Source organism: Sphingobacterium pedocola (assembly GCF_015209965.1).
GTDB lineage: Bacteria > Bacteroidota > Bacteroidia > Sphingobacteriales > Sphingobacteriaceae > Sphingobacterium > Sphingobacterium pedocola.
Genome location: NZ_MU158689.1, coordinates 1,928,012 through 1,949,606, shown reverse-complemented (window position 1 = coordinate 1,949,606; position 21,595 = coordinate 1,928,012). Strand labels below are relative to the sequence as shown.

Here is a 21,595-nt window from a genome sequence, read left to right as displayed (position 1 = left end):
GATCTAATTATTGGAACAGCGAAGCAGCACCTATAATTGCTGCTTTTTCTTCATATTTCCCAAGATTGATTTCAAAATCTTCGAAATACCTGTCCTTATTGATTAAATCCCATGCCTTGGTAATATTCCCGCCAATAATAAATTTTTTACTTTCGTATTTTTCACTAAAAAAATGAAGAAAATCTTTTAAATTTTTCCTGTATTCGGCTAGCAATTGTTCAAGTGCTTCGGTATTCTCGTGATGTTGAGTAATCTCCTTGAAACCAGGCTCTTTAGATCCCGATAATGCTAGAAAGCGATTGACAAACCAACGCGTAACTAGATATTCTTCAAAAATTGTACGTTTATAAGGGCTGTTCCAAAGATCTGCATCGTAAGCTTTTTCGTTATTAGACCACACGGCACTTCCTAGTCCGGTTCCCAATGTAATCCCTAAAATTCGGTCTTCATTATTTCGTTTAGAAGCAAATATTTCTCCTTGAAGAAAGGCAGCTGCGTCGTTGATATAGCGAATTTCCATGTGCTTGTCTTTCAGGGCATTTAAAATACCTTCTGTTGTATTTAGTTTATAAATGCTATCATACTTGTTTTGTCCCTTCATCAACGCGATCCCATTTTCATAATCAAAAGGGCCAGGCATAGCGATACCTATTTGTGTTATTTCATCGTTAAATTCGTTAAGGCAATTCTGTATGTTATCTGCCCAATACTGGAAAATCGATTTAGCATTTTCTTGCGAATTAAAAGATACCCGTTTGATTGTACTAGATAAGATTTCCCATGTACCCTCGACTACAATAGCGGAGGTAATATGTGTACCTCCGATATCGCATGCTAATATATAATTTTTATTATCAGACATTCTTATATGATCTTTGCTTTAGTAAGTGGTCCGCAATAACTAAGGCAGCCATTGCCTCTACGATAATAACGGCACGTGGCACGACACACGGATCATGTCTTCCTTTTCCGGAAATAGTCGCTTCTTCTTGCGAGTGATTCAATGTAGGTTGATCACGCATGATCGTTGCTACAGGTTTAAACGCTACTTTAAACGTAATATCCATGCCATTTGAAATGCCTCCCTGTATACCCCCGGAATAATTGGATTGCGTGATAATTTTATCATTCTCGCGAGCAAATATATCATTATGTTCCGAGCCTTTAAGCTGAGATCCTTTGAATCCTGACCCATATTCAAATCCATGTACCGCATTAATTCCCATCATTGCCTTCGCTAGGTCGGCATGCAATTTATCGAACACCGGTTCACCCAATCCCACAGGTACGTGGCGAATGATGGTAGAAATTCGTCCCCCTACTGTATCACCATCCTTGCGGACACCGTCAATAAAATCTATCATTTCATTGGCGGTAGCGGGATCGGCACAGCGGACAATATTGCTTTCGCGTAATTCGAGCAATGTCTTTAAATCTTTGCTATCGAGATTAGGCGCCTCGATCGTACCGACACCGGAAACGTGGGCAAAAATTTTAATCCCGTATTGCTTTAAGAACAGTTTTGCAATTGCACCCGCGGCTACCCTTGCTGCGGTTTCGCGTGCCGAAGAACGGCCGCCTCCGCGATAATCACGGATACCGTATTTCATTTGATAGGTATAATCTGCATGCGATGGACGAAACTTATCCATAATATGCGAGTAATCTTTTGAACGCTGATCTTCGTTCGGGATAACAATTGCTATAGGGGTCCCAGTCGATTTTCCTTCGAAAACGCCAGATAGAAATTGGGCTGTATCGCTTTCTTTCCGTTGTGTGGTTATTTTGGATTGACCTGGTTTTCTCTTGTCAAGTTCTGACTGAATGAATTCTTCATCAATCTCAATATTTGGAGGGCAACCATCTAAAATAACACCGATAGCTGCCCCGTGGGATTCGCCAAAAGTCGTGATTTTAAAGATGTCACCAAATGAATTTCCTGCCATAATTTAAATATTGCGTAAACTTAGATAAAATGCTTTGAATTCACGAATACCATATTGAAAAAAAATGGACTCGTAATTTGCTTTTATATGCAAACCAAATCATTCACGATTGTCTGCTCTACTGTGTGAATGAACGCTTCGCAGTTTGCGACCTCTACCATCCTTAAAGGACTTTTGTAGCGGAAACCAGCATGAGTTACCGCGTTATCGCCTATTTATGCTAATCCGTAATTTGGAAACCCTGCTTTGAAAGATGCTCCCAATATGCGGGATATGATTTCTCTACAACCTGAGGTTCTAATATCGTAATTTCATCGAAGACCAACGCAAGGGGAGCAAATGCCATTGCCATACGGTGATCTTCATAGGTTGAGAATGATACGGATCCTGGATCTTTAACATATTCTGTAATCAGATGGTAGATTTCGTCTTCTGCTATTAACTTCGCTCCAAATTTTGAAATTTCTTTTTGAAGTGCTACAATACGATCTGTTTCTTTAATTTTTAATGTTTCAAGTCCCGTAAAAGAAACGTCTCTCTTTAATGCAGCAGCTACAACAACAACAGTTTGTGCTAAATCCGGACACTCTTTAAAATCAAATAATTGCTTCTCTGAATCGACTGCTACTTTTTTAAGATGTATGCCTTTGGCTGTGAATGTCGTTTGAACACCGAAATGACGCATGATTTCAGCAATCGCAATATCCCCCTGTAAACTGTGCTGTTTTAGACCGGGAAGAACGACCTCGCCATTTTCGGAAAGTGCTACTATTGCATACCAATAGGAAGCTGCACTCCAATCAGGTTCTACATACAGTACAGATTCTTGATGCTCTTGGGCGGCAATGCGAATCGTATTACCTGTCCATTCGTGCGATATACCGGCTTCTTTTAACATATCCAGTGTCATCGTTACATAGGGACGGGATGTTAGTTCCCCTTCAATTTCAATGGTTAGTCCTTTTTTTAATGCAGAGGCAACCAAAAGAAGAGAAGAAATATATTGACTACTTACATTGCCCCTGATAGTTACTTTATCTTTGCCCTGAAACATTTTCCCTTCAATATGAAGAGGAGGGAAGCCTGACTTATTTTTGTAATGTATCTCTGCTCCTATACTTTTTAACGCATCTACCAAGATACCAATCGGACGTTGCTGCATACGTTCTGTACCCGTAAGGATAAAATTTCCTTCGAGAAGATTAAGGTATGAAGTTAAAAAGCGCATCGCTGTACCTGCTGGTCCGATGTCTATAATTTTTTGTCCTGATCCCTCTCCATGAGCTTGTGTTAACACCTTTTCCAAAATAACTGTATCAGCAGCTTCAGAAAGGTTTTTAACTTTTACTTTGCTTTCACTCAATGCCCGTATAATAAGAGCACGGTTGCTCTCTGATTTAGAACCAGTGAGTTGAACCGTGCCACTTACTTGTTTTGTTGGATGGGAAAGCTTAATGCTTATCTCATTCATTATGCCTCTGCTGGTGAATTAGCGTTCATAATTTCGTTTTGTTTACGAATAGATTCATTGTGAAGTAATTCGAGGTATTTTACGGCGAAATCTTCACTTATGCTTAATGCTTTTGCTAATTGGACACGTTTTTGAACGATTTCATCCCAGCGATTTACTTGTAAGATAGTTACATTATTATCACGCTTGAATTCGCCAATTTTCTCCGCAATTTTCATACGATCCCCAATCTGTTTGATGATTTGGTCATCCAATTTATCTATTTGTTGACGTAATTCGGCTAGTTTGTCCTCAAAAGCAGGGTTGTTGGATTCTGCGCGACGTACAGCGACATGATCTAATAAATCTGCTAATGCCGCAGGTGTAACTTGTTGTTTGGCATCTGTCCAAGCTACCGACGGATCGATATGTGATTCAATAATCAGTCCTTGCATGTCCATATCCAGGGCTTTTTGCGTGATGTATGGGATGAGTTCACGGTTACCACAAATATGGCTTGGATCATTGATGATAGGAAGATCAGGTGCAATGGTTTTCAGTTGAATGGCTAAATCCCACATTGGTTCATTACGGAAAGCTGTTTTTTCATAGGAAGAGAAGCCCCTGTGAATAGCTCCAATTTTTTTAATACCAGCACGGTTCACGCGTTCTAAGGCACCTAACCATAGCGATAAATCTGGATTAACTGGGTTCTTGATCAATACAGGGACGTCAACACCTTTTAATGCATCAGCAATTTCTTGAACGGTGAACGGATTGGCTGTAGAACGTGCTCCGATCCATAAAATATCAACACCTGCTGCTAGCGCTTCTTCCACATGTTTTGCAGTAGCGACTTCTGTAGCCGTTAACAAACCCGTTTCTTCTTTTGCCCTCTTTAACCATTCTAAACCGATACTTCCGATACCCTCAAATTCTCCAGGACGCGTACGCGGTTTCCAAATACCTGCACGTAGTACATTTACTTTGCCCGTGTTTGCTAACAAGTGTGCAGTGGAAACCAATTGTTCTTCAGTTTCTGCGCTACAAGGTCCTGCAATGATTAAAGGTTTGTCACCCGTATCAATCCATGATTTTAAAGGAAGGATGTCTAATGAATGTTTCATTTATTTGGAGTTTTTTTGTTTACAATATGATGAATTACTTATACCTTTTCGTTTTTAATGTATTCGCCCATTATGCTGAAATTTACCGTGTGCTTAAGCACTTTACGGATAGCAGCATCATAATCGGCTTGTTTTTTCCATTCTACATCGACATAGAAGTCGTACTCGTTTCGACGGCCAACAACAGGCATCGATTGAATTTTGCTTAAATTTACATTCTGCTCTGCAAAACACTGTAAAACACTCGCCAATGAGCCTACAGAGTTTCCAGTCTGGAATGATAAAGATGCTTTATTTACATTCTTTTGTTCGACGACTTCGTTGGATAATACGAGGAAGCGAGTCGCATTTTTCTTGTGCGTCTCTACACGCTTTTCTAAAATAGTTAACCCGTAAATTTTAGCCGCAAATTCGCTTGCAATGGCGGCAGTGGTTGTTAATTTCTCTTCCTTTATCCGCTTTGCACAACCTGCAGTATCCATTCCTTCACGGATTGCCCAATCAGGGTGGTCGCTTAAGAACTCATCGCATTGGCGGATAGCGATAGGATGGGATTCAACGGTTCTGATATCGCTGAGTTTTACTCCAGGTAAGGCTAACAGATTCTGCTGGATATTCAAGTGTACTTCTCCGATAATATGAAACCTATAATCTCTTAATAAGTTGTAATTTGGGAGGATACTTCCAGCGATCGAATTTTCAATAGCCATCACTACATAATCTGCTTTCCCATGTTTAAGCATCTCACAGGTTTTCTTGAACGATTCGCATTCAATGGTTTCGATGTCTTGTCCGAAATATTTAAATGCAGCCTCTTCATGAAAAGATGCTTTTACGCCTTGGATTGCAATTTTTATACTCATTTTCTGTGTGTTCTTTAAAAAAGAAAAGTCCCGCTTCATTTCGGGACTTTCTATATTTGCGCTTTCACAATATTATATTCGTCCCTGCTTTTATCTAGGATAAAAGAAATAAAAGAATGTATATGTTGTCGCGTTATGCATGTCTCTAATTTTTTGATAATCCAAAGGTAGTATCAATAAAATTATTATGCAAATTTTTTTACTTTTTTATTTAATTATTTTGTTGTTTTATGTTGTTTTTTTTACTTTAATTTTAGTGTTTAATTGATGTTTTTTTTATTGATTTGTTCGTTGTCTTTTGTTTTATTTATTTTTTTTAAATATTTGAATATTAGTAAATTATAATTTTATTTGTGTTTTTGTTTTATGTTTTATATGTATTTTTTATACTTTTTTGTTGCTATTTTTTGTTAAAAATTGAACTAAAAATACGTTGTTTTTTAGTTCAATTTTTATGTATATATATGTGTTTATTTGCGGTGATGTGACTAACTAGATAAGCCGGCAATACATATATCCGTGAAAAAAGAAGGGATATTGGATAATTAACCTCCTTAATTTGTAGAATTTTTGTACTATTGAAACCTAATAATTTTGTAGATGATATACGTATTCTTAAGTGTACTTTTTAGCGTAGCCGTTTCTATTGTAATCAAAGTAGCCCGATCCAAACAAGTGGATACGCAACAATTGGTACTATGGAATTATCCCATCGCTGTTTTAATGACTTACTTTCTCCTCAAACCGGATTTATCAAATAGTATGGCACAGCAGTGGCCTTTTGTGATCTATATTCCTTTGGCGATATTACTGCCAACCTTGTTTATTTTTATTGCTTTAGCTATTCGAAGCAGTGGTATTGTCAAGACTGATATCGCACAGAGATTGTCTTTATTCATTCCTTTGATTGCCTCTTTCCTCATATTTCGGGAAGAAATGGTATGGACTAAAATGATTGGAATCGGGGTGGGGTTAGTCGCAATTATATGTTCGATCAGCTGGAATAAAAAAGTAGAAGAATCTCAGAAGAATGTATGGATTTATCCCTTCGTCGTATTTGTTGGGATGGGAATTATAGATGTCCTGTTTAAACAAATAGCGCAGCACACGGAGGTGCCTTACCTTACATCTATGTTTATCGTATTTGTGCTTGCGATGTTGGTCGCTTTTGGAATCTTGTGTTATCAGGTAAGAATCCTGAAGAGAAACCTCGATAGAAATGCCATAGGATGGGGATTACTGTTGGGGGTATTCAATTTTGGAAATATATATCTTTATATGAGGGCACATCGTGCGCTGCCAGATAATCCATCTATCGTATTCACCGCTATGAATATTGGCGTTATTGTATTAGGTGGCGTAGTAGGAGTGATGATTTTTAAAGAAAAATTAAGTAAAATCAATCAAATTGGGTTATTTTTAGCTGTCATATCTGTTTTGTTAATTGCATATCTGTGAGTTTATTTGAAGACACGTACCATACGATCGAAACAAGGAATGAAGGCGTATTTAGAGACAAAGGAAGTAAGTTTATTGCGTATGCTTATCCCTTCAAAGATGCTTCTAAGTTGAAGGACATCATAGCTGAACTTAAAGCATTGCACCCGAGAGCTCGTCATCATTGCTGGGCCTATCGACTTACGCCTGATCGGAATGTATTCCGCGTAAATGATGATGGTGAGCCTTCCGGTACAGCAGGGCGGCCGATACTGAATGTATTGCTTTCAAAAGATATTACGAATATTTTGGTTGTGGTCGTGCGCTATTTTGGTGGTACGCTATTGGGCGTGCCCGGACTGATAAACGCCTATAAGACGGCTACGTTAGAAGCGTTGACCAATTCCCAGATCGTGGAGAAGAGGGTTAATGATGTGTACAAGCTGTCGTTCGAATATTCGCAGATGAATGAGGTAATGCGTGTTTTAAAAGAAGAGCAGCTTACGATTTTAGCACAGGATTTCGATAATAGTTGTGTGATAAATATAGAAATCCGTAAATTGCAGGTTGGTACCGTGATGGAGAAAATAGCAAATTTGCAAGGTGTTAAAGCTAATTATTTGTATACGATATGACAGCTGATTCAGAATTGATATTTTAAATGGGACTGGGCGTATTAATACGATTCATTTGGTCTTGAGTAGGGGTTAGATTTGTCCGAGCCCCTTTCGTGTCGAATCGAAACGGAGCAGAATAAATAATAGTATGGTGAAGCTCCACAATGACGATCCTCCATAACTTATGAAGGGGAGGGGAATGCCGATTACAGGTACTATGCCTATTGTCATACCTATGTTGATGAAAAAGTGGAAGAATAATATAGAGGCGACACCATACGCGTATATTCGTGCAAAATTGGTGCGCTGCCTTTCAGCAATGTTGACAATCCGAAGCAAAAGAATAAGATAAATGCAAATGAGAACTACAGATCCCGCAAAACCCCATTCTTCGCCTACCGTACAAAAAATGAAATCGGTACTTTGTTCAGGTACGAAGTTGTATTTTGTCTGCGTTCCTTGCAGATAGCCTTTTCCGAAAAGTTGTCCTGATCCGATCGCTATCTTCGATTGGTTTAAATTGTAACCTTGCCCTCTTGGATCATCCATTTTACCCAAAATAATGTCGATACGATTCCGTTGATGTGGCTGCAGTATTTGCTCATACGCAAAATCGACTCCCAGAATATAAACGGACGATGCGATAAATAACACAGCAATGTTAATTATATTCTTTCGTCGTTTGCGGAATAAAAAAATAAAAAAAGCAGCCGTTAATGCTATAATTCCGATCAATATCCACTGATTTATCAGTAGAGCTAATACAAAAAGTAGAATGGCTAGAGCAGCTAGAATTAAGAAAAGGTTACTAACGAAGCCTTCTCTATAAAAGACAAATATTAACGAGAAAAAGGCTAGTGCTGAGCCTGTGTCTGGTTGGAGCATGACCAAAGCGACGGGAAATAGAACGATACAAGCGCCTACGAATAATGTTTTTTTATTTGGTGTTTTATTAGCCTGTGTATTTAGATAATAAGCCAACAATAAGCAGGTAACTAATTTTCCAAATTCGGAGGGTTGCAATCTAAAACTTCCGATGGCTATCCAAGCTTGATTACCGCCCACATTTCGACCAATAATTAATACAGTAACCAATAATAGGATAACGATGATGTAAAGTATAGGCGTGACGGAAATAAAGAACCGGGAGTCTATAATAAGAACACAAAACCCGATAATGACGGCTGTGAAAATAAAAAGAGACTGTTTTCCATAATTTGTCTCCAAGTTGAAGAGACCTGGATGTTCGGGGTCAAATACAGCCGCATGAATGTTAAACCACCCGATCAGACATAATAGAAACCACAGACCGATTGTAATCCAATCTATTCGACCAAGAAAGCTGTTGTTCTGTAGTTTATTCATGCGTTCTTCTAACCTGACTATGGTGTACTAAAAGGCCTTGTTTTTCCACGGTTTGTGCAATTTGTTTTTGCCTTTTAATTGTATCTTTTTTGATGATTGTGGGATTCTTTTTTATTGCTGATACTTTTTTCTCCACCTTGGGCAGCAAGTTGGCATTGTATATGCGGTCTTGGATATACTTTGGCAACGTGATCGTATCATTTAGGTATTTTTCAACGAGCATACTGGCAATTGGGCCTGCCCAAGTACCGCCATATCCTGCGTTTTCGACGAACACGGCAATCGCTATCTTTGGATTTTCTCGAGGAGCGAATGCAAAAAAGACAGCGTGATTTTGACCGTGCGGATTCTGAACTGTTCCGGTTTTTCCACACATCTCAATTCCAGGAATGCGTACACTTGCTGCGGTTCCTCCCATATTTACAGCCCGACTCATGCCCTCTACCACCGGCTCATAGTATTTAGCATCAACTCCGGCGGATATTTTTTCGGTAAACTCTTTTTTGACGATTTTCTTTTCTCCAATACCCTTTATCAAATGAGGTCTATAGTAAAAACCTCTATTGGCTACGATAGCCATAACATTAGCCATCTGTAATGGGGTGATGCCTAATTCTCCTTGCCCGATAGACAAGGAAATGTTGTAGCTGGATCTCCATTTCTCATTGCCGTATCCTTTTGTATAGAAGCTCGACTCAGGAACGAACCCCCCTTTTTCACCGGGGAGATCAATACCGAGCCTCTGTCCCAAACCAAATTTTAAAAGCCCCTCGCGCCATAAATCATACGCTTTTGGTCCAGGGAGGCCTCTAGAATCGATCATCTTCGCGTAAACGTAACCATAATAGGTGTTACACGACATCTGTATGGATTTGACCAGATTAGTAGGGCCATCCACATGCGTGCATCTCATTATCGCGTTTCTCCCATATCGATATCCACCAGGGCAATTGAATATGGTGTGTTGGTCGATTAGTCCGGCTTGTTGGGCAGTAAGGGCTGCTACGACCTTAAAAACAGATCCTGGAGGGTAGGAAGCCTGGATGGGCCGGATGAACATAGGCTTGTTCTGATCGTTGAGCATGTCCATGTAGTTGTTGCCACGATCCTTTCCCACCATTAAGTTAGGATCATAAGAAGGGCTACTAACGAATGTCAGGATCTCTCCAGTGGATGGTTCGATAGCTACTACGGATCCGAGCTTGTTTTTCATCAGTTGCTCGGCTAATATTTGGAGATCAATATCTAAGGAGGATACAAGTCCATCTCCAGTAACAGCTAATGTGTCGTATTTACCTTCCATAAATACACCCTTAGGTCTGTTCAACGCATCGACCATCAGGTTCTTGACACCTCGATTCCCTCTTAGCAACTCTTCATATGAGCGTTCAACACCACTTGCTCCAATGTAATCGCCTGGTTTATAAAAACCGTTAGATCGTTCGATATCCCTGTCATTTACTTCCTGGATGTACCCCAAAAATTGAGCAGCAATGCTGTCTGGATAACTTCGGACCGTCCGGTTCTGGACATAAAAGCCTCTAAACTTGTGCAAATGTTCTTGTAGACGTGCATAGGTCTCGGAAGAAATTAGCTTCTCAAACTGGGATGCACGATAAGGAGAATGGGCGCGCGCTTTTGCCATACGACTTTTAAAACCGTCCATGTCGATATTGATGAGTTGGCATAATAATGCGGTGTCAATATCTTTTACTTCTCTTGGAGTGACTAAAAGATCATATACAGGCTCGTTTTGAACGATGACCTTACCATTTCTATCTAAAATAATACCACGTGCGGGATAGACGGTTACTTTACGTAACACATTATTGTTTGCGGATAGCAAATAGGAGTCATCAATAATTTGCAAATAAAATAGTCGAGCGACAATAACTAATGCTATTGCAATAAATATTCCTTGTATGACAAATTTTCGCTCAAAAAAACTATTCATGAATTTGTTAATTTCCCAAACGCGATCTGCGCTTGTATGTAAGTACGCCTATTATAAAAATTATTACGATAGTAAATATACTACTTAACCCAACACTCGCTAAAGTATAAAGTATATTCTGGAAAGAGAAAACTTCGACGATATACAGCACAAGGTGATGTACTAAGGTTCCAAGTAAGACGTAGGTACTGTACCATTTGAATCCCATCTCACTCCAGGTCGGTGTCTCGAATGAATTTATAACATCCGTTTCTAGGGTAATCTTATGAAAAAATATCCTAAACCATATAAGTGCTACACAAGCTGCCGCGTGGACGCCGATCGTATCGTAAAATGCGTCTATAGTAAGCCCGGTAAGGAAAGCAAAAATATACAATAGGAGGTTGGACGTGCCAATAGGAAGAAGAAATAGGATTAAAATATAAGGGAACGGTGTTGCTAGGCTATAGTAGCCCATGTTTTTAAACAGCGCTATCTGTAGCACTATTAATATCATAAAACGTATTAAATTATTAATTATAATTTTACCCATTGTCCTCGTTTGCGGCTTCAAGCTCAATTTTCTCAACGGCTAGCCTGTCTTTTACGATGTACACATGACTAAGGTTTGAAAATTTTGTTGTTAATAAAATACGTATGTCCTTAAAGCTTTCTCCAGATGTAATGCCAGATTCAATAATATGACCTACTTTGATGCCTTTGGGAAATAATGTAGAATACCCAGAGGTAAAGACTGGCTGTCCTGTATGAACTTTAATGTGATTAGGTATGTCTCGGATCATTGCATAGCGCGGGTCTGTATTATTGCCCCAAACCAAAGAACCGAAAGCATCTGCAGTGCTATCCAAGGTGACGGATATTTTTGTGTCTGGATGCAGGAGCGATTTCACGGTGCTAAAATGGGCTGAGACATTTAACACTGATCCGACAACACCGTTAGAGGTAATGACTCCCATCCCAAGTGCCACGCCGTCATTACTGCCTTTGTTCAAGGTCAAAAAATTACTTTTCTGATGAATGCTGTTGTTGACAACAGCGGCGACGATAAATTCATATCTGCCGATATCTATAGCATCAACCAAATGTACACTATCCAGCGTATCCTTACCGATATAATTTTCTAACTGTTGGCGTAATTTAGCGTTCTCTGATGCTAATTCTTCGTTGGTTGAAGATAATGCGAGATAACCTTTCCAAGAATTTACTTTTTCATAAAAAGAACCGATGACCACGTTAGATGAATTTACGAAGGAGGTGCGTTGAAAATTGTTATTTCGGACGACTAAAAAAATGGAAAGCACAAAAAACAATATGAACCAAAAAAAGGCATTATATCTAACTAGGAAAAGCCATAGGTTTCTCATGTTTCGTTTACTACTTCGTTATGTTATTTAACAAGTACGCGATATAGAAGAAGTAATGCTTTTCTATATCGCGCTCATATTTATATTCTTCAGTCTATTATTGCATCAAAAATTTGAATCTGCCGATATTTTTTAATGCAATACCAGTGCCACGTACTACAGCGCGCAGAGGGTCTTCAGCAACGTGAACAGGTAGTTTTGTTTTGGCCTGTATACGCCTATCTAATCCGCGTAATAAAGCCCCTCCTCCAGTCAAATAGATGCCAGTTTGATAGATGTCGGCTGAGAGTTCCGGCGGAGTTATTTCTAAAGCTTTCAAAATCGCTTCTTCAATTTTAGAAATTGATTTGTCCAGACAATGCGCAATTTCAGTATAGGATACGGTTATTTGCTTTGGAATACCCGTCATTAAGTCACGGCCCTGAACTGCAAAATCTTCAGGTGGTTCTTGTAATTCAGGAAGAGCAGCGCCTACTTCGATTTTAATCTTCTCTGCCGTACGGTCACCGATCATGATATTATGCTGACGACGAATATATTGAACGATATCTGAGTCAAAATTGTCTCCAGCTACGCGAATAGATTGATCACAAACGATACCGGATAAAGCAATAACCGCGATTTCGGTTGTTCCCCCACCTATATCAATAATCATGTTACCTACGGGCTCTTCTACATCAATACCAATACCGACCGCGGCTGCCATGGGTTCATGTATCAGATAAACTTCTTTCGCTCCTGCAATTTCGGCGGAATCACGCACTGCACGTTTTTCCACTTCCGTAATTCCAGAAGGAATACATACCACCATACGAAGAGATGGAAAAAACCAAGATTTACCGCCATTTACCAATTTAACCATTCCACGGATCAAATGTTCTGCTGCGGTAAAATCAGCAATCACACCATCGCGCAATGGCCTTACTGTTTTTATATTGTCGTGTGTTTTACCTTCCATTTGCATGGCTTGCCTTCCTATCGCAATTACTTTGTTAGTGGTGCGATCAAAAGCAACGATGGATGGTTCATCCACTACTACTTTATCATTATGAATAATTAAGGTATTCGCCGTCCCTAAGTCGATTGCAACTTCTTGCGTAAACCAGTTAAATAATCCCATCTGTTAAGAATTGTTCTATATTGTAATTTAATGCAAACCTAATGAAAAAAAATCGTTTATGATAGCGTATCTCTACAAAAAACAACATAAATTATCTAATTATTTAGCAGGTTGCAGGTTGTGTTTGATAACGCTTTTCGTGGTTATTTATTGCATCAAAATACCGATATAATAATTGTAGGTGTCTATTTCTACGTTTTCCCTTGTTAGACCGGGGACATTTATGGGTTTGAACGAATTCGTGAGTTTTACCAGCTGCTTTTTATTCCCTTTTGTACCGATGTGAACCGGCATATTAAACGCTTCGACCTCGCTGATCCACCGCCCTAGAGGTTGACCAGAACGGTCGAAAGCAATCTCTAAAGTAGGGATACCCGTTTTTTTGACGTATTGCTCGTATACGGACGTAAAATCAAAACCCGCTTCAGTTGAAATGTAGGTTACGATATCCTGATAGTCGACTTGACTGTGGTAAAAGGTCTTATTTAAACCTCTTAGGATATTACGCCATTTTTCGTCGTCATCGACAATGGTGCGAATCATGTTATGCAATACACCTCCTTTAATGTACATATCTCCGGAACCTTCTTTGTTGACATGATACGGGCCTTGCAAAGGCTTGTCATTTCGTATTCCAGGTCTATTGCCGTGTACATAGGCCTGACTAGCTTCTTTCCCGTAAAAATAGTCAATAAATAATGCTTCAGCATAATTTGTGAAGCTTTCATGAATCCACATGTCCGCCAAATCTGTCGAGGTTATATTATTACCAAACCATTCGTGTCCCGACTCATGTACAACGATAAAATCCCATTTATTTCCCCAACCTGTATTTGAACCGTCGCGTCCCAGATATCCATTTTGATATTTGTTGCCATACGCTATTGCACTCTGATGCTCCATTCCCAAATGTGCTGTTTCGACAATCTTATACCCATCTTCGTAAAAGGGGTAGGGGCCAAACCAATGCTCGAATGCCTGCAATGTTTCTCTTACATTCTTTTTCAGATGATCTATCTTTTCCTTTTGATTGTTTTCTCTTAAAATATAATAGCCTACATCCAAATTGCCCTTTTCACCTGTGTAGACTTCGCTGAAATGTATATAATCGCCAATGTTTAATGCAATATTATAATTGTTGATGGGATTGATTACTTTCCAGTGATACGTTTTGTAACCATCGGAGCTGTTTTCAACGCCAACCAACCGTCCATTTGAAACATTGATAAGATCTTTTGGTACCGATACCGAGATCAACATGCTATCTACTTCATCCGATTGATGATCCTTGTTGGGCCACCATACACTCGCTCCCAAGCCTTGGCAAGCTGTAGCAACGAAAGGCTTGCCGTTGCTGTCTTTTTTCCAGTCAAAGCCGCCATCCCAGGGTGCCCTCGTGGCTTGAATGGGATTTCCGGAATAGTAAACGGTAAAGGAGTCTACTTTACCTTTTTCTATGGTACTTGGGAATTCTATAAATACAGCATTGAATGCTCTACTAAAAGGTAGTGCTTTCCCCTTATATTCTACTTTATCAACGGACAAGTTGTCGAACAAATCAAACTGAAGTTTGGTGAAATCATCTACTGCCCGAAACTGGAATAAATTCGAACCCGAAATGAATTTATTGTCGATATCGACCTTCACATCTAAGTGGTAATATTGAATATCATAGCAGGTACGTAGCGGTGTTAGTTCACCACGCAAGGAATCGGCCCGGCTGAAGATTTCTTTCGCTTTCATAAACTGCGCTTGACCAGGAGCCAGGTAGCAGATCCATAGTGACAGGGTAAGGTATAATAATCTCTTCATGGTTTTTATCTAGCGCCTGGAGGGCAGTGTTGTTTTAAGAAAGTCGTAAATAGGTTACTTAAATGCGCGCTGGTACCTTCTCCTTCACTAATGGAATGGCTCCGATTAGGATAGGCCATCATCTGGAATGGGATGTTGTATTTGATGAGCTCATTAATATATACTTCTGCGTTTTGGTAATGCACGTTGTCATCTCCTGTACCGTGGATTAATAACAGATTTCCTTGGATATTTTTTGCATAGGTAAGGGCAGACCCGTTTATGAAATCCGCTTTATTCTCTTGAGGTAACCCCATATAACGCTCTTGATAGATATTGTCATAAAGCAGTTGGTTGGTAACTGGTGCAATAGATATACCTGTTTGATAAATTTCTGGATACTGCCCCAAGAGGTTAAGCGTAGATGCTCCCCCTCCGCTCCATCCCCATACAGCAACACGGGTGGTGTCTACATAGCCCCATTTGAATACTTCCTTGGCGCCCATAGCCTGATCCCGGATATTGATGATGCCTACCTTTTTGTAAATAGACTTACGCCATTCGCGTCCTTTGGGAGCAGGTGTACCTCTATTTTCCAATGACACATATAGATAACCGTCATCTGGCATACTTCCGCTGTACAGGCGATTTTTGCCGGTATAGAAATTGTCAGTTACAGTCTGCATCGCCGGTTCTCCGTATACAAAGAATACAATGGGATATTTTTTTGTTGGATCAAAGTTTTTAGGTTTCACTACCCAACCATCCAGTTCCACACCATCGCTAGTCGTAACACGGAAAAATTCCGCCTGAGATTCCAAGGGATCTGCAGCAAAAGATCTTTGTGAGGGTACGATCTCGTTGTGTTCAGGTAAGGATACGACAGCACCGGTAGTCATATAGGCCGTGCAACTACTTTGAAATAGTGCAATTTTTCCATTTGGCGAAATATCGTAGCTCATTGTTCCGGAAAAGGATGCTGGTGTAACACGGAAGGCTTTTCCGCCATTTAGGTTTATCCGGTATAAATACTTCTGTGTAGCGTTATCGGGTGACGCAGAAAAGTAAACCATTTTGTTTTTAACATCTAAAAAATCTATTTGAATAAGATCAAAAGCATCTTTGCTGAGCAATGTTTCCTTTCCTTCTAGGTTGATTTTGTATAATTGTCTATATCCACCTTTTTCCGATACCCATATAAATGATTTTCCGTCCTCAATCCAATCCCATCCGCTTGGATCGCCATTATTCCATCTAGCCTTGATATCGATCCAGGTCGGATCTTCTTCGGTATGTATCGTATGGCCCTTTCCAGTCGTTGCGTCTGCAAGAATAATCTTGCTGCTATTTTGTTTTCGGTTTAATTGTTGGAGTATGATCGATTTTGAATCTAATACCCATTCCATTCGGGGAATATAATGTTGAACTTCGTCGCCTTCTATCTTCGCTTTGACTGCGCGTTTCTGTGTGATATCGTAAAGCCATATGGTAGTCCCCGAGGGATCAAGGCCTACTTTGGGATATTCTACGGGAATGGTGTACGAATACAGGCTGTCTGTATTGTTGATCATCAAAAAATTACGCGTCTTGCGGGCGTCTTGTTTCCAATATGCAATTTTTTGCCCATCGGGAGACCATCGAAAACCGTCCTTCGTACCGAATTCTTCTTCGTAAACCCAGTCAAAGGTGCCATTGATAAGACGATCTGTGCCATCATCTGTGACTTGTTCGTATTGCCATGACGAAATATCTTCAATGTAAATGTTGTTTTTGGAAACATAGGCTACCTTTGTGCCATCAGGAGAAAATTTAGCAAACATCAGTGAAGCTGTGGGAAGTCCTCTCCCTAATTGGCTTAATTGTTTTTCACCTCTGTCGAATATCCAATAATCTCCTCGCGTATTCTCTCGCCACACACGCTGTGTGTTGGTGAATAGCAATATTTTTTTTCCGTCGGACGAAACCTGAAAACTTTGTACGTCCAAAGGTTTGTTAGCGCCTCGTGGAACTAATGATGTAGCAGGCAAAAAAGTATCTGTTATCTTTTTTGACCGGACATCATATACCTGAATGCCATTATCTTCGGAGAACTGATAGATGCCGTTTCCATCTTCGGTCCATTGCAACTGTGCGATCGTTGAAAGCGGAACGATGAAAAGATATACTATATATGTAAATAGGGAGACTTTTATCATTTTCTTAAAGGGATTTTTGTCTAAGGGTGTAGATTTCTTTTACTTCTCGTTCCAGGTAGTTACCTATTCTACGGTATCCGGTAGGCGTGATGACGTAGTTGTCTTCAATCCGTATCCCTCCGAAATCTTGGTGCTGCGTTAATTTGTCGTAGTTCACAAAATCTGTAAACATTTTATTGGCTTTGCATTGATCGATCAGTTCGGGTATGATATAGATGCCCGGTTCTACTGTAAGTACATTGCCGGGTTCGAGGGCTTTGCCCAGACGCAATGATTTTAATCCAAATAGCGTTGTATTCTTTGGTTCGTCGTCTGTATAGCCTACGTATTGTTCACCTAAGTCTTCCATGTCGTGCACATCCAGTCCCATCATATGACCTAGGCCGCACTGGAAGAACAACGTATGTGCATTGTTGGCAACAGCTTCTTTTGGATTTCCTTTCATAAATCCAAGTTGTATCAGCCCGTCCACCAATTCTTCACAGGTCTCGTAATAGATGTCTATAAACTTTTTACCGGGTTGGAGTAAACTTTCACCTTTTTTTAGCGCATTTAATACGATATGATACATGTCCTCCTGAAGGGTTGTAAATCGCCGATCAACGGGGTAAGTCCGTGTTAAATCCGAACAATAGCCAAGTCGGGTTTCAACACCCGAATCGTTGAGTACCATATCCCCGATTTGTAAGGTGTTTTGCTGATAATGATTGTGCAATATCTCGCCCCGTTTGGTTACGATCGGTGGATAGGCAAAAATAGTGTCTTGATTTTGTGCATAATATTGGATAGCATTGGTGATTTCATACTCTTTGAAACCCGGCTTTGTGATTTCTATCGCCATCCTGTGCATGTCTACAGCTATATTTACTGCTTTTTCAATCTCTTGAAGTTCAAAATCCTGCTTGATGTTTCTTTGTGTTGCAACTGTGCGCAACAATACTGTAGAGGGAGTTAATTGTTGTATAGGAATACCCAAGAGGTCTTGTAGCAATATTTTGTTATGCGATTGATAAGGAGGCAAGTAATGTATGCTGCGATTTGATTTTTGGATGTGACTATACAGTTTGTCAAAAGGCTGAATTTCGGTGATATCGGATAACTCAGCCTTTTCTCGCAGTGTCGCCAGTCTTCCCATCCATACAATGTCGTCGATAGTCATTTCATCGCCAAATAAGATGGTCTTGCGCTCATCGATGTCAATTATAGCAGCTAATCGCGGAGCCTGAATGCCGATATAGTACAAAAATGTACTGTCTTGTCTGAATGGATAGGTATTGTGCTCAAAATTGATCGGATTCTCAATATTTCCCAAGAGGAGAATCATGCCATTTTCTATTGAGCTGCTCAGTAAATTTCGACGTTCAGTATAAGTTTGTGACGGAAACATTTTTTTATATTTTATTTTCTGATTGAAGCTAAATAAAAAAATGCGAAGTTGAAAATCAACTCCACATTAAACCAATTTATGATGATCGATTATGTTTTTTTACTCAATATTACTTTTAAGGTAGAACTCGGAATTTTGTACCGTCCCAGTTGGTCTTTTTCAAATCCTTCTATGATATACCCACTTTCTTCATTGAGGTTGATAAGTGTATAAGGAGCTATTTCTGCTTGTTGGTCACTCAGGGTCAATTCTACCATTCTAGATTTGGTGTCATAAGAAAAATATGTGATTTCTCCCGCGTCCAAAGTAGTGTACAGGTTCTCTTCTGCTAGGAATATACGTCCACGGGAAGCTGTTTTTACTTCTACTCCAATTTTATTTTTAACCTTTTTGAGGTTTCCGCTAAAAGCCAACCAATCAAATTCAGGGTGTTTGATGATATAAGTTCCCGAATTGACCGCATAACCGTAGAATCCGCAGCCATAGTCGCCCGATATACCATCATTGGCCAATGTCGAAGGGAAAGAATGAAATGCGCCCGGAGCAAATCCATCTTCGGTGACATTGGCTAAAGCACCCAAAGTGCCTGCATGACCCACCCTTAATAGATGAAAATCCGTCGGTGCGTCGCGATAGGCTGTCAGTACCGGGATCGCGTTGAGAGCGGAGCCATAGTGATGCAACTGTCTTTCAATACGGGATAGTTTACCTCCGTATACGAAGTCCCAATAACGGCGTGCACTGCCATTGTAACCCCAATGCGGGACCGTCGGATCGTATGCAAGTATCGCATTTAAGGTTACTTCCGCTTTTTCATCAATTCCAAAGTACCTTGACCACATGTATACCTCTTCCTGTCCTGTGGAGTCCCAAGGCATTTCGCTGCCGAATGGATATTTCAAAGCCTTCCAGTGTTGTGCACGTTTTAACATCTCTGCCTCTAAATGTGAGGCTGCATTTGTCAAACCTTCTCTTTTTAGATCTTGTAAAATAAGGAGAAATATACTTCCTTCCATTTGTCCGAACTGTGCGTAATATGGCGCTTTTTCTATCATAGCTATGGTCGTTCGGAATGCCCTGTCCAAGTAAGTTTGCCAGCTTTCTTCCTGTACCAGTTGATTGTAGTTTCTAGCTAGTCTATACATTACCCAGTGTGCTGCTGCCACATGAGGGTAATTATAAGAACGCCCCAAATTATCGGCCTCTTTTTTAGGCCATGCTGCCCAAGTTTTATAATTAATACGATCACTATATGTTCCCTTAGGCATAGAATCGGGTTCGTAATAGAATAGACTCTTAACAACACCATATTTTGCGTCACCCTCTGTTTTTTGGATCTTTCCATACATGGTCTCGTGCACAAAGCGCTTCATTTTATCTACCTCTTCCTTGTTAGGTTGGATGATCTGCTTCATCATAGCAGCGAGCCAACTGGCAGCTCCAGCTTCGTCACTCAAGCCCGAAAACCAAGCATTTTGCGATTGGGTAAGGTGCTGTTTTGTCTCATAATCATACGAGATTACAGATGGAGCACGATGAAAAGGATCTTTTTTATCATCAAACCACTGTACTGTTGTTAAAAAATTACCTAGGTTGTTGACCACATCTTTTTCCGGTTGGATTACTTTGTAGTGAATGGTCTGTTCGCTACCATCCTTGTAGGTTAGCGTGAGGCGAGCACGCCCCCATTTGTTGCCTGTTACTTCAAAGGCAGACCATTTGTTTTTGGTGCTTTTACCCTTGTTGATGGTGAGGGCTCCGTCGGGATAGACAGATATTTTTGTGATTTTTTGCGTGTGTTTTAAGAACAATTTGGCCGGAGCGTCTAAAGGAACCAAATAGCCGGGAGCTCCGATTGCTACAGGTCTGTTTTGTGCAAGTAAGGTCTGTTCGATTTCTTTGATGCTCGGTGCTAATACGAAGCGTAGTGCATAGGTTTTAGTTTCTCCGGGTTTTAGTGTTGTGGAAGTTGGTGTATTCCATTGTTCTACGCCTTTCCAGTCCGTCTCGGCATAGGTCTTACTGTGGATCATCCATTCGTGAAATCCTTCAAACGTGATGCTCTTCGGGGTAGGATCCGTAAGGAGAGGGTTATAGGCTTCGAAACCACTGTTTTTTTCTGGTAATACGAGTAAACTAGGTCCTGTGCCGTGTAGGTGGTTGACTTGCAGATATCCGGCATCCTTACCGATATAAGGGTCATAAAACACGTTTTGGGCGTGCGCCTGTTCCAGGTTTTTCCAGTCCATATTATTGTTGAAAGGTAAAGGGATACCCAATGAACCAATTTCGTAAACTTCATTAGTCGTGTTGACCAATTGAAATTTCAGGATTAGGTCTCCTTTTTCATTTTCCCAGGAGCGTAAAATTTGCAAAGGAGCTCCGTTCATGGTGGATGTGATATCTGCCGAGTAAAGTGTATTTCCTTTAGGGATGATCGCGGTTACATCTTGTCGGTTTTCCGCGGAAGAGTACAACGTCCATTTCTCGGATGAAGTCGGCCTGATGTGTATATTAATATCTCCAAAATGGAAAAATTTATTTCGGTCTCTTTTGTCTAATAGTTCGGTAACAGAATAGTCGAATGTATCGTCTCCGTTAAGCGGCTTAAATGATGCCAACGTTTGGGAACTGTTTAATACTTCAATTTTTAGGCTATTCAGGTTAAAGGTTTTTTTTCCTTTATTGATGCCTAAGGTTGCAGGTTGCTTCTTTGTCGCAGTCCATACCGGATGCTCATTTTGTTGAGCGGCAACGTGAAAAGTACAACACAGGATGGCACTCAGTAAAATAATAGATAGCTTGCTTCGTCTCTTCATAACTGTTACAATTTTTCTCGGATTAGTTATAGTTTAATTTACATATTTTTTCCAATTGGAAAGACTTCCAATCAGACCATTAGTTGTTCCGTAGCGCGAAAAAGAATAATGAACAACTAGTCGTTACTTTACAAAGATGCTTTTATTACCTAAAGTTTAT

The 21,595-nt window shown here is 40.0% G+C and carries 16 protein-coding genes; 2 read left to right on the top strand and 14 right to left on the bottom strand.

The window, feature by feature from the left end:
- Window positions 1-7 precede the first annotated feature (7 nt).
- The 5 genes from C4F40_RS08135 to C4F40_RS08115 all read right to left on the bottom strand — a co-directional run bounded on the left by C4F40_RS08135 (window position 8) and on the right by C4F40_RS08115 (window position 5,386).
- Window positions 8-862 carry an ROK family protein gene (locus C4F40_RS08135; protein WP_196938840.1) on the bottom strand — a complete coding sequence of 285 codons (855 nt, stop codon included), beginning with the start codon at window positions 860-862 and terminating at the stop codon, window positions 8-10.
- Window positions 855-1,946, bottom strand: a complete 1,092-nt coding sequence (gene aroC, locus C4F40_RS08130) for a chorismate synthase (protein ID WP_196938839.1) — start codon at window positions 1,944-1,946, stop codon at window positions 855-857. The genes C4F40_RS08135 and aroC overlap by 8 nt, the downstream gene beginning before the upstream one ends.
- Window positions 1,947-2,166: 220 nt before the next feature.
- Window positions 2,167-3,417: a 3-phosphoshikimate 1-carboxyvinyltransferase gene (gene aroA, locus C4F40_RS08125; RefSeq protein ID WP_196938838.1), complete on the bottom strand. Its 1,251-nt coding sequence runs from the start codon at window positions 3,415-3,417 to the stop codon at window positions 2,167-2,169.
- A complete protein-coding gene (locus C4F40_RS08120) occupies window positions 3,417-4,523 on the bottom strand; it encodes a chorismate mutase (protein ID WP_196938837.1) in 1,107 nt (368 codons plus the stop codon). The genes aroA and C4F40_RS08120 overlap by 1 nt, the downstream gene beginning before the upstream one ends.
- A gap of 38 nt (window positions 4,524-4,561) precedes the next feature.
- A complete protein-coding gene (locus C4F40_RS08115) occupies window positions 4,562-5,386 on the bottom strand; it encodes a prephenate dehydratase (RefSeq protein ID WP_196938836.1) in 825 nt (274 codons plus the stop codon).
- Between the two features lie 600 nt (window positions 5,387-5,986).
- Between C4F40_RS08115 and C4F40_RS08110 the strand changes: the two genes are divergently transcribed.
- Window positions 5,987-6,844, top strand: a complete 858-nt coding sequence (locus C4F40_RS08110) for a DMT family transporter (RefSeq protein WP_196938835.1) — start codon at window positions 5,987-5,989, stop codon at window positions 6,842-6,844.
- A complete protein-coding gene (locus C4F40_RS08105; RefSeq protein ID WP_196938834.1) occupies window positions 6,841-7,458 on the top strand; it encodes an IMPACT family protein in 618 nt (205 codons plus the stop codon). The genes C4F40_RS08110 and C4F40_RS08105 overlap by 4 nt, the downstream gene beginning before the upstream one ends.
- Window positions 7,459-7,530: 72 nt before the next feature.
- On the opposite strand, the gene rodA is transcribed toward C4F40_RS08105, so the two are convergent.
- The 9 genes from rodA to C4F40_RS08060 all read right to left on the bottom strand — a co-directional run bounded on the left by rodA (window position 7,531) and on the right by C4F40_RS08060 (window position 21,435).
- Window positions 7,531-8,805 (bottom strand): rod shape-determining protein RodA, encoded by a 1,275-nt coding sequence (gene rodA / locus C4F40_RS08100; RefSeq protein WP_196938833.1) that lies wholly within the window; start codon window positions 8,803-8,805, stop codon window positions 7,531-7,533.
- The gene (gene mrdA / locus C4F40_RS08095) at window positions 8,798-10,759 is read right to left on the bottom strand and encodes a penicillin-binding protein 2 (RefSeq protein ID WP_196938832.1); all 1,962 of its coding nucleotides are present in this window, start codon (window positions 10,757-10,759) and stop codon (window positions 8,798-8,800) included. Before mrdA ends, rodA begins: the two co-directional genes overlap by 8 nt.
- Window positions 10,760-10,766: 7 nt before the next feature.
- Window positions 10,767-11,255: a rod shape-determining protein MreD gene (gene mreD / locus C4F40_RS08090; RefSeq protein WP_231389964.1), complete on the bottom strand. Its 489-nt coding sequence runs from the start codon at window positions 11,253-11,255 to the stop codon at window positions 10,767-10,769.
- A 28-nt stretch (window positions 11,256-11,283) separates the two neighbouring features.
- Window positions 11,284-12,123: a rod shape-determining protein MreC gene (gene mreC / locus C4F40_RS08085; RefSeq protein WP_196938830.1), complete on the bottom strand. Its 840-nt coding sequence runs from the start codon at window positions 12,121-12,123 to the stop codon at window positions 11,284-11,286.
- A 97-nt stretch (window positions 12,124-12,220) separates the two neighbouring features.
- A complete protein-coding gene (locus C4F40_RS08080; RefSeq protein ID WP_196938829.1) occupies window positions 12,221-13,243 on the bottom strand; it encodes a rod shape-determining protein in 1,023 nt (340 codons plus the stop codon).
- A 147-nt stretch (window positions 13,244-13,390) separates the two neighbouring features.
- Window positions 13,391-15,055, bottom strand: a complete 1,665-nt coding sequence (locus C4F40_RS08075; protein ID WP_196938828.1) for a M1 family metallopeptidase — start codon at window positions 15,053-15,055, stop codon at window positions 13,391-13,393.
- Between the two features lie 5 nt (window positions 15,056-15,060).
- Complete coding sequence (locus C4F40_RS08070; protein ID WP_196938827.1) at window positions 15,061-17,229, bottom strand: S9 family peptidase; 2,169 nt, start codon at window positions 17,227-17,229, stop codon at window positions 15,061-15,063.
- A gap of 4 nt (window positions 17,230-17,233) precedes the next feature.
- Complete coding sequence (locus C4F40_RS08065) at window positions 17,234-18,616, bottom strand: aminopeptidase P family protein (RefSeq protein ID WP_196938826.1); 1,383 nt, start codon at window positions 18,614-18,616, stop codon at window positions 17,234-17,236.
- A gap of 89 nt (window positions 18,617-18,705) precedes the next feature.
- Window positions 18,706-21,435: a DUF5695 domain-containing protein gene (locus tag C4F40_RS08060; RefSeq protein ID WP_196938825.1), complete on the bottom strand. Its 2,730-nt coding sequence runs from the start codon at window positions 21,433-21,435 to the stop codon at window positions 18,706-18,708.
- Window positions 21,436-21,595: the final 160 nt, after the last annotated feature.

What these genes read in the sequence shown, in the direction of transcription:
- C4F40_RS08135 (WP_196938840.1), bottom strand. Translation starts at nt 862, where the DNA reads ATGTCTGATAATAAAAATTATATATTAGCATGCGATATCGGAGGTACA.
- aroC (WP_196938839.1), bottom strand. Translation starts at nt 1,946, where the DNA reads ATGGCAGGAAATTCATTTGGTGACATCTTTAAAATCACGACTTTTGGC.
- aroA (WP_196938838.1), bottom strand. Translation starts at nt 3,417, where the DNA reads ATGAATGAGATAAGCATTAAGCTTTCCCATCCAACAAAACAAGTAAGT.
- C4F40_RS08120 (WP_196938837.1), bottom strand. Translation starts at nt 4,523, where the DNA reads ATGAAACATTCATTAGACATCCTTCCTTTAAAATCATGGATTGATACG.
- C4F40_RS08115 (WP_196938836.1), bottom strand. Translation starts at nt 5,386, where the DNA reads ATGAGTATAAAAATTGCAATCCAAGGCGTAAAAGCATCTTTTCATGAA.
- C4F40_RS08110 (WP_196938835.1), top strand. Translation starts at nt 5,987, where the DNA reads ATGATATACGTATTCTTAAGTGTACTTTTTAGCGTAGCCGTTTCTATT.
- rodA (WP_196938833.1), bottom strand. Translation starts at nt 8,805, where the DNA reads ATGAATAAACTACAGAACAACAGCTTTCTTGGTCGAATAGATTGGATT.
- mrdA (WP_196938832.1), bottom strand. Translation starts at nt 10,759, where the DNA reads ATGAATAGTTTTTTTGAGCGAAAATTTGTCATACAAGGAATATTTATT.
- mreD (WP_231389964.1), bottom strand. Translation starts at nt 11,255, where the DNA reads ATGATATTAATAGTGCTACAGATAGCGCTGTTTAAAAACATGGGCTAC.
- mreC (WP_196938830.1), bottom strand. Translation starts at nt 12,123, where the DNA reads ATGAGAAACCTATGGCTTTTCCTAGTTAGATATAATGCCTTTTTTTGG.
- C4F40_RS08080 (WP_196938829.1), bottom strand. Translation starts at nt 13,243, where the DNA reads ATGGGATTATTTAACTGGTTTACGCAAGAAGTTGCAATCGACTTAGGG.
- C4F40_RS08075 (WP_196938828.1), bottom strand. Translation starts at nt 15,055, where the DNA reads ATGAAGAGATTATTATACCTTACCCTGTCACTATGGATCTGCTACCTG.
- C4F40_RS08070 (WP_196938827.1), bottom strand. Translation starts at nt 17,229, where the DNA reads ATGATAAAAGTCTCCCTATTTACATATATAGTATATCTTTTCATCGTT.
- C4F40_RS08065 (WP_196938826.1), bottom strand. Translation starts at nt 18,616, where the DNA reads ATGTTTCCGTCACAAACTTATACTGAACGTCGAAATTTACTGAGCAGC.
- C4F40_RS08060 (WP_196938825.1), bottom strand. Translation starts at nt 21,435, where the DNA reads ATGAAGAGACGAAGCAAGCTATCTATTATTTTACTGAGTGCCATCCTG.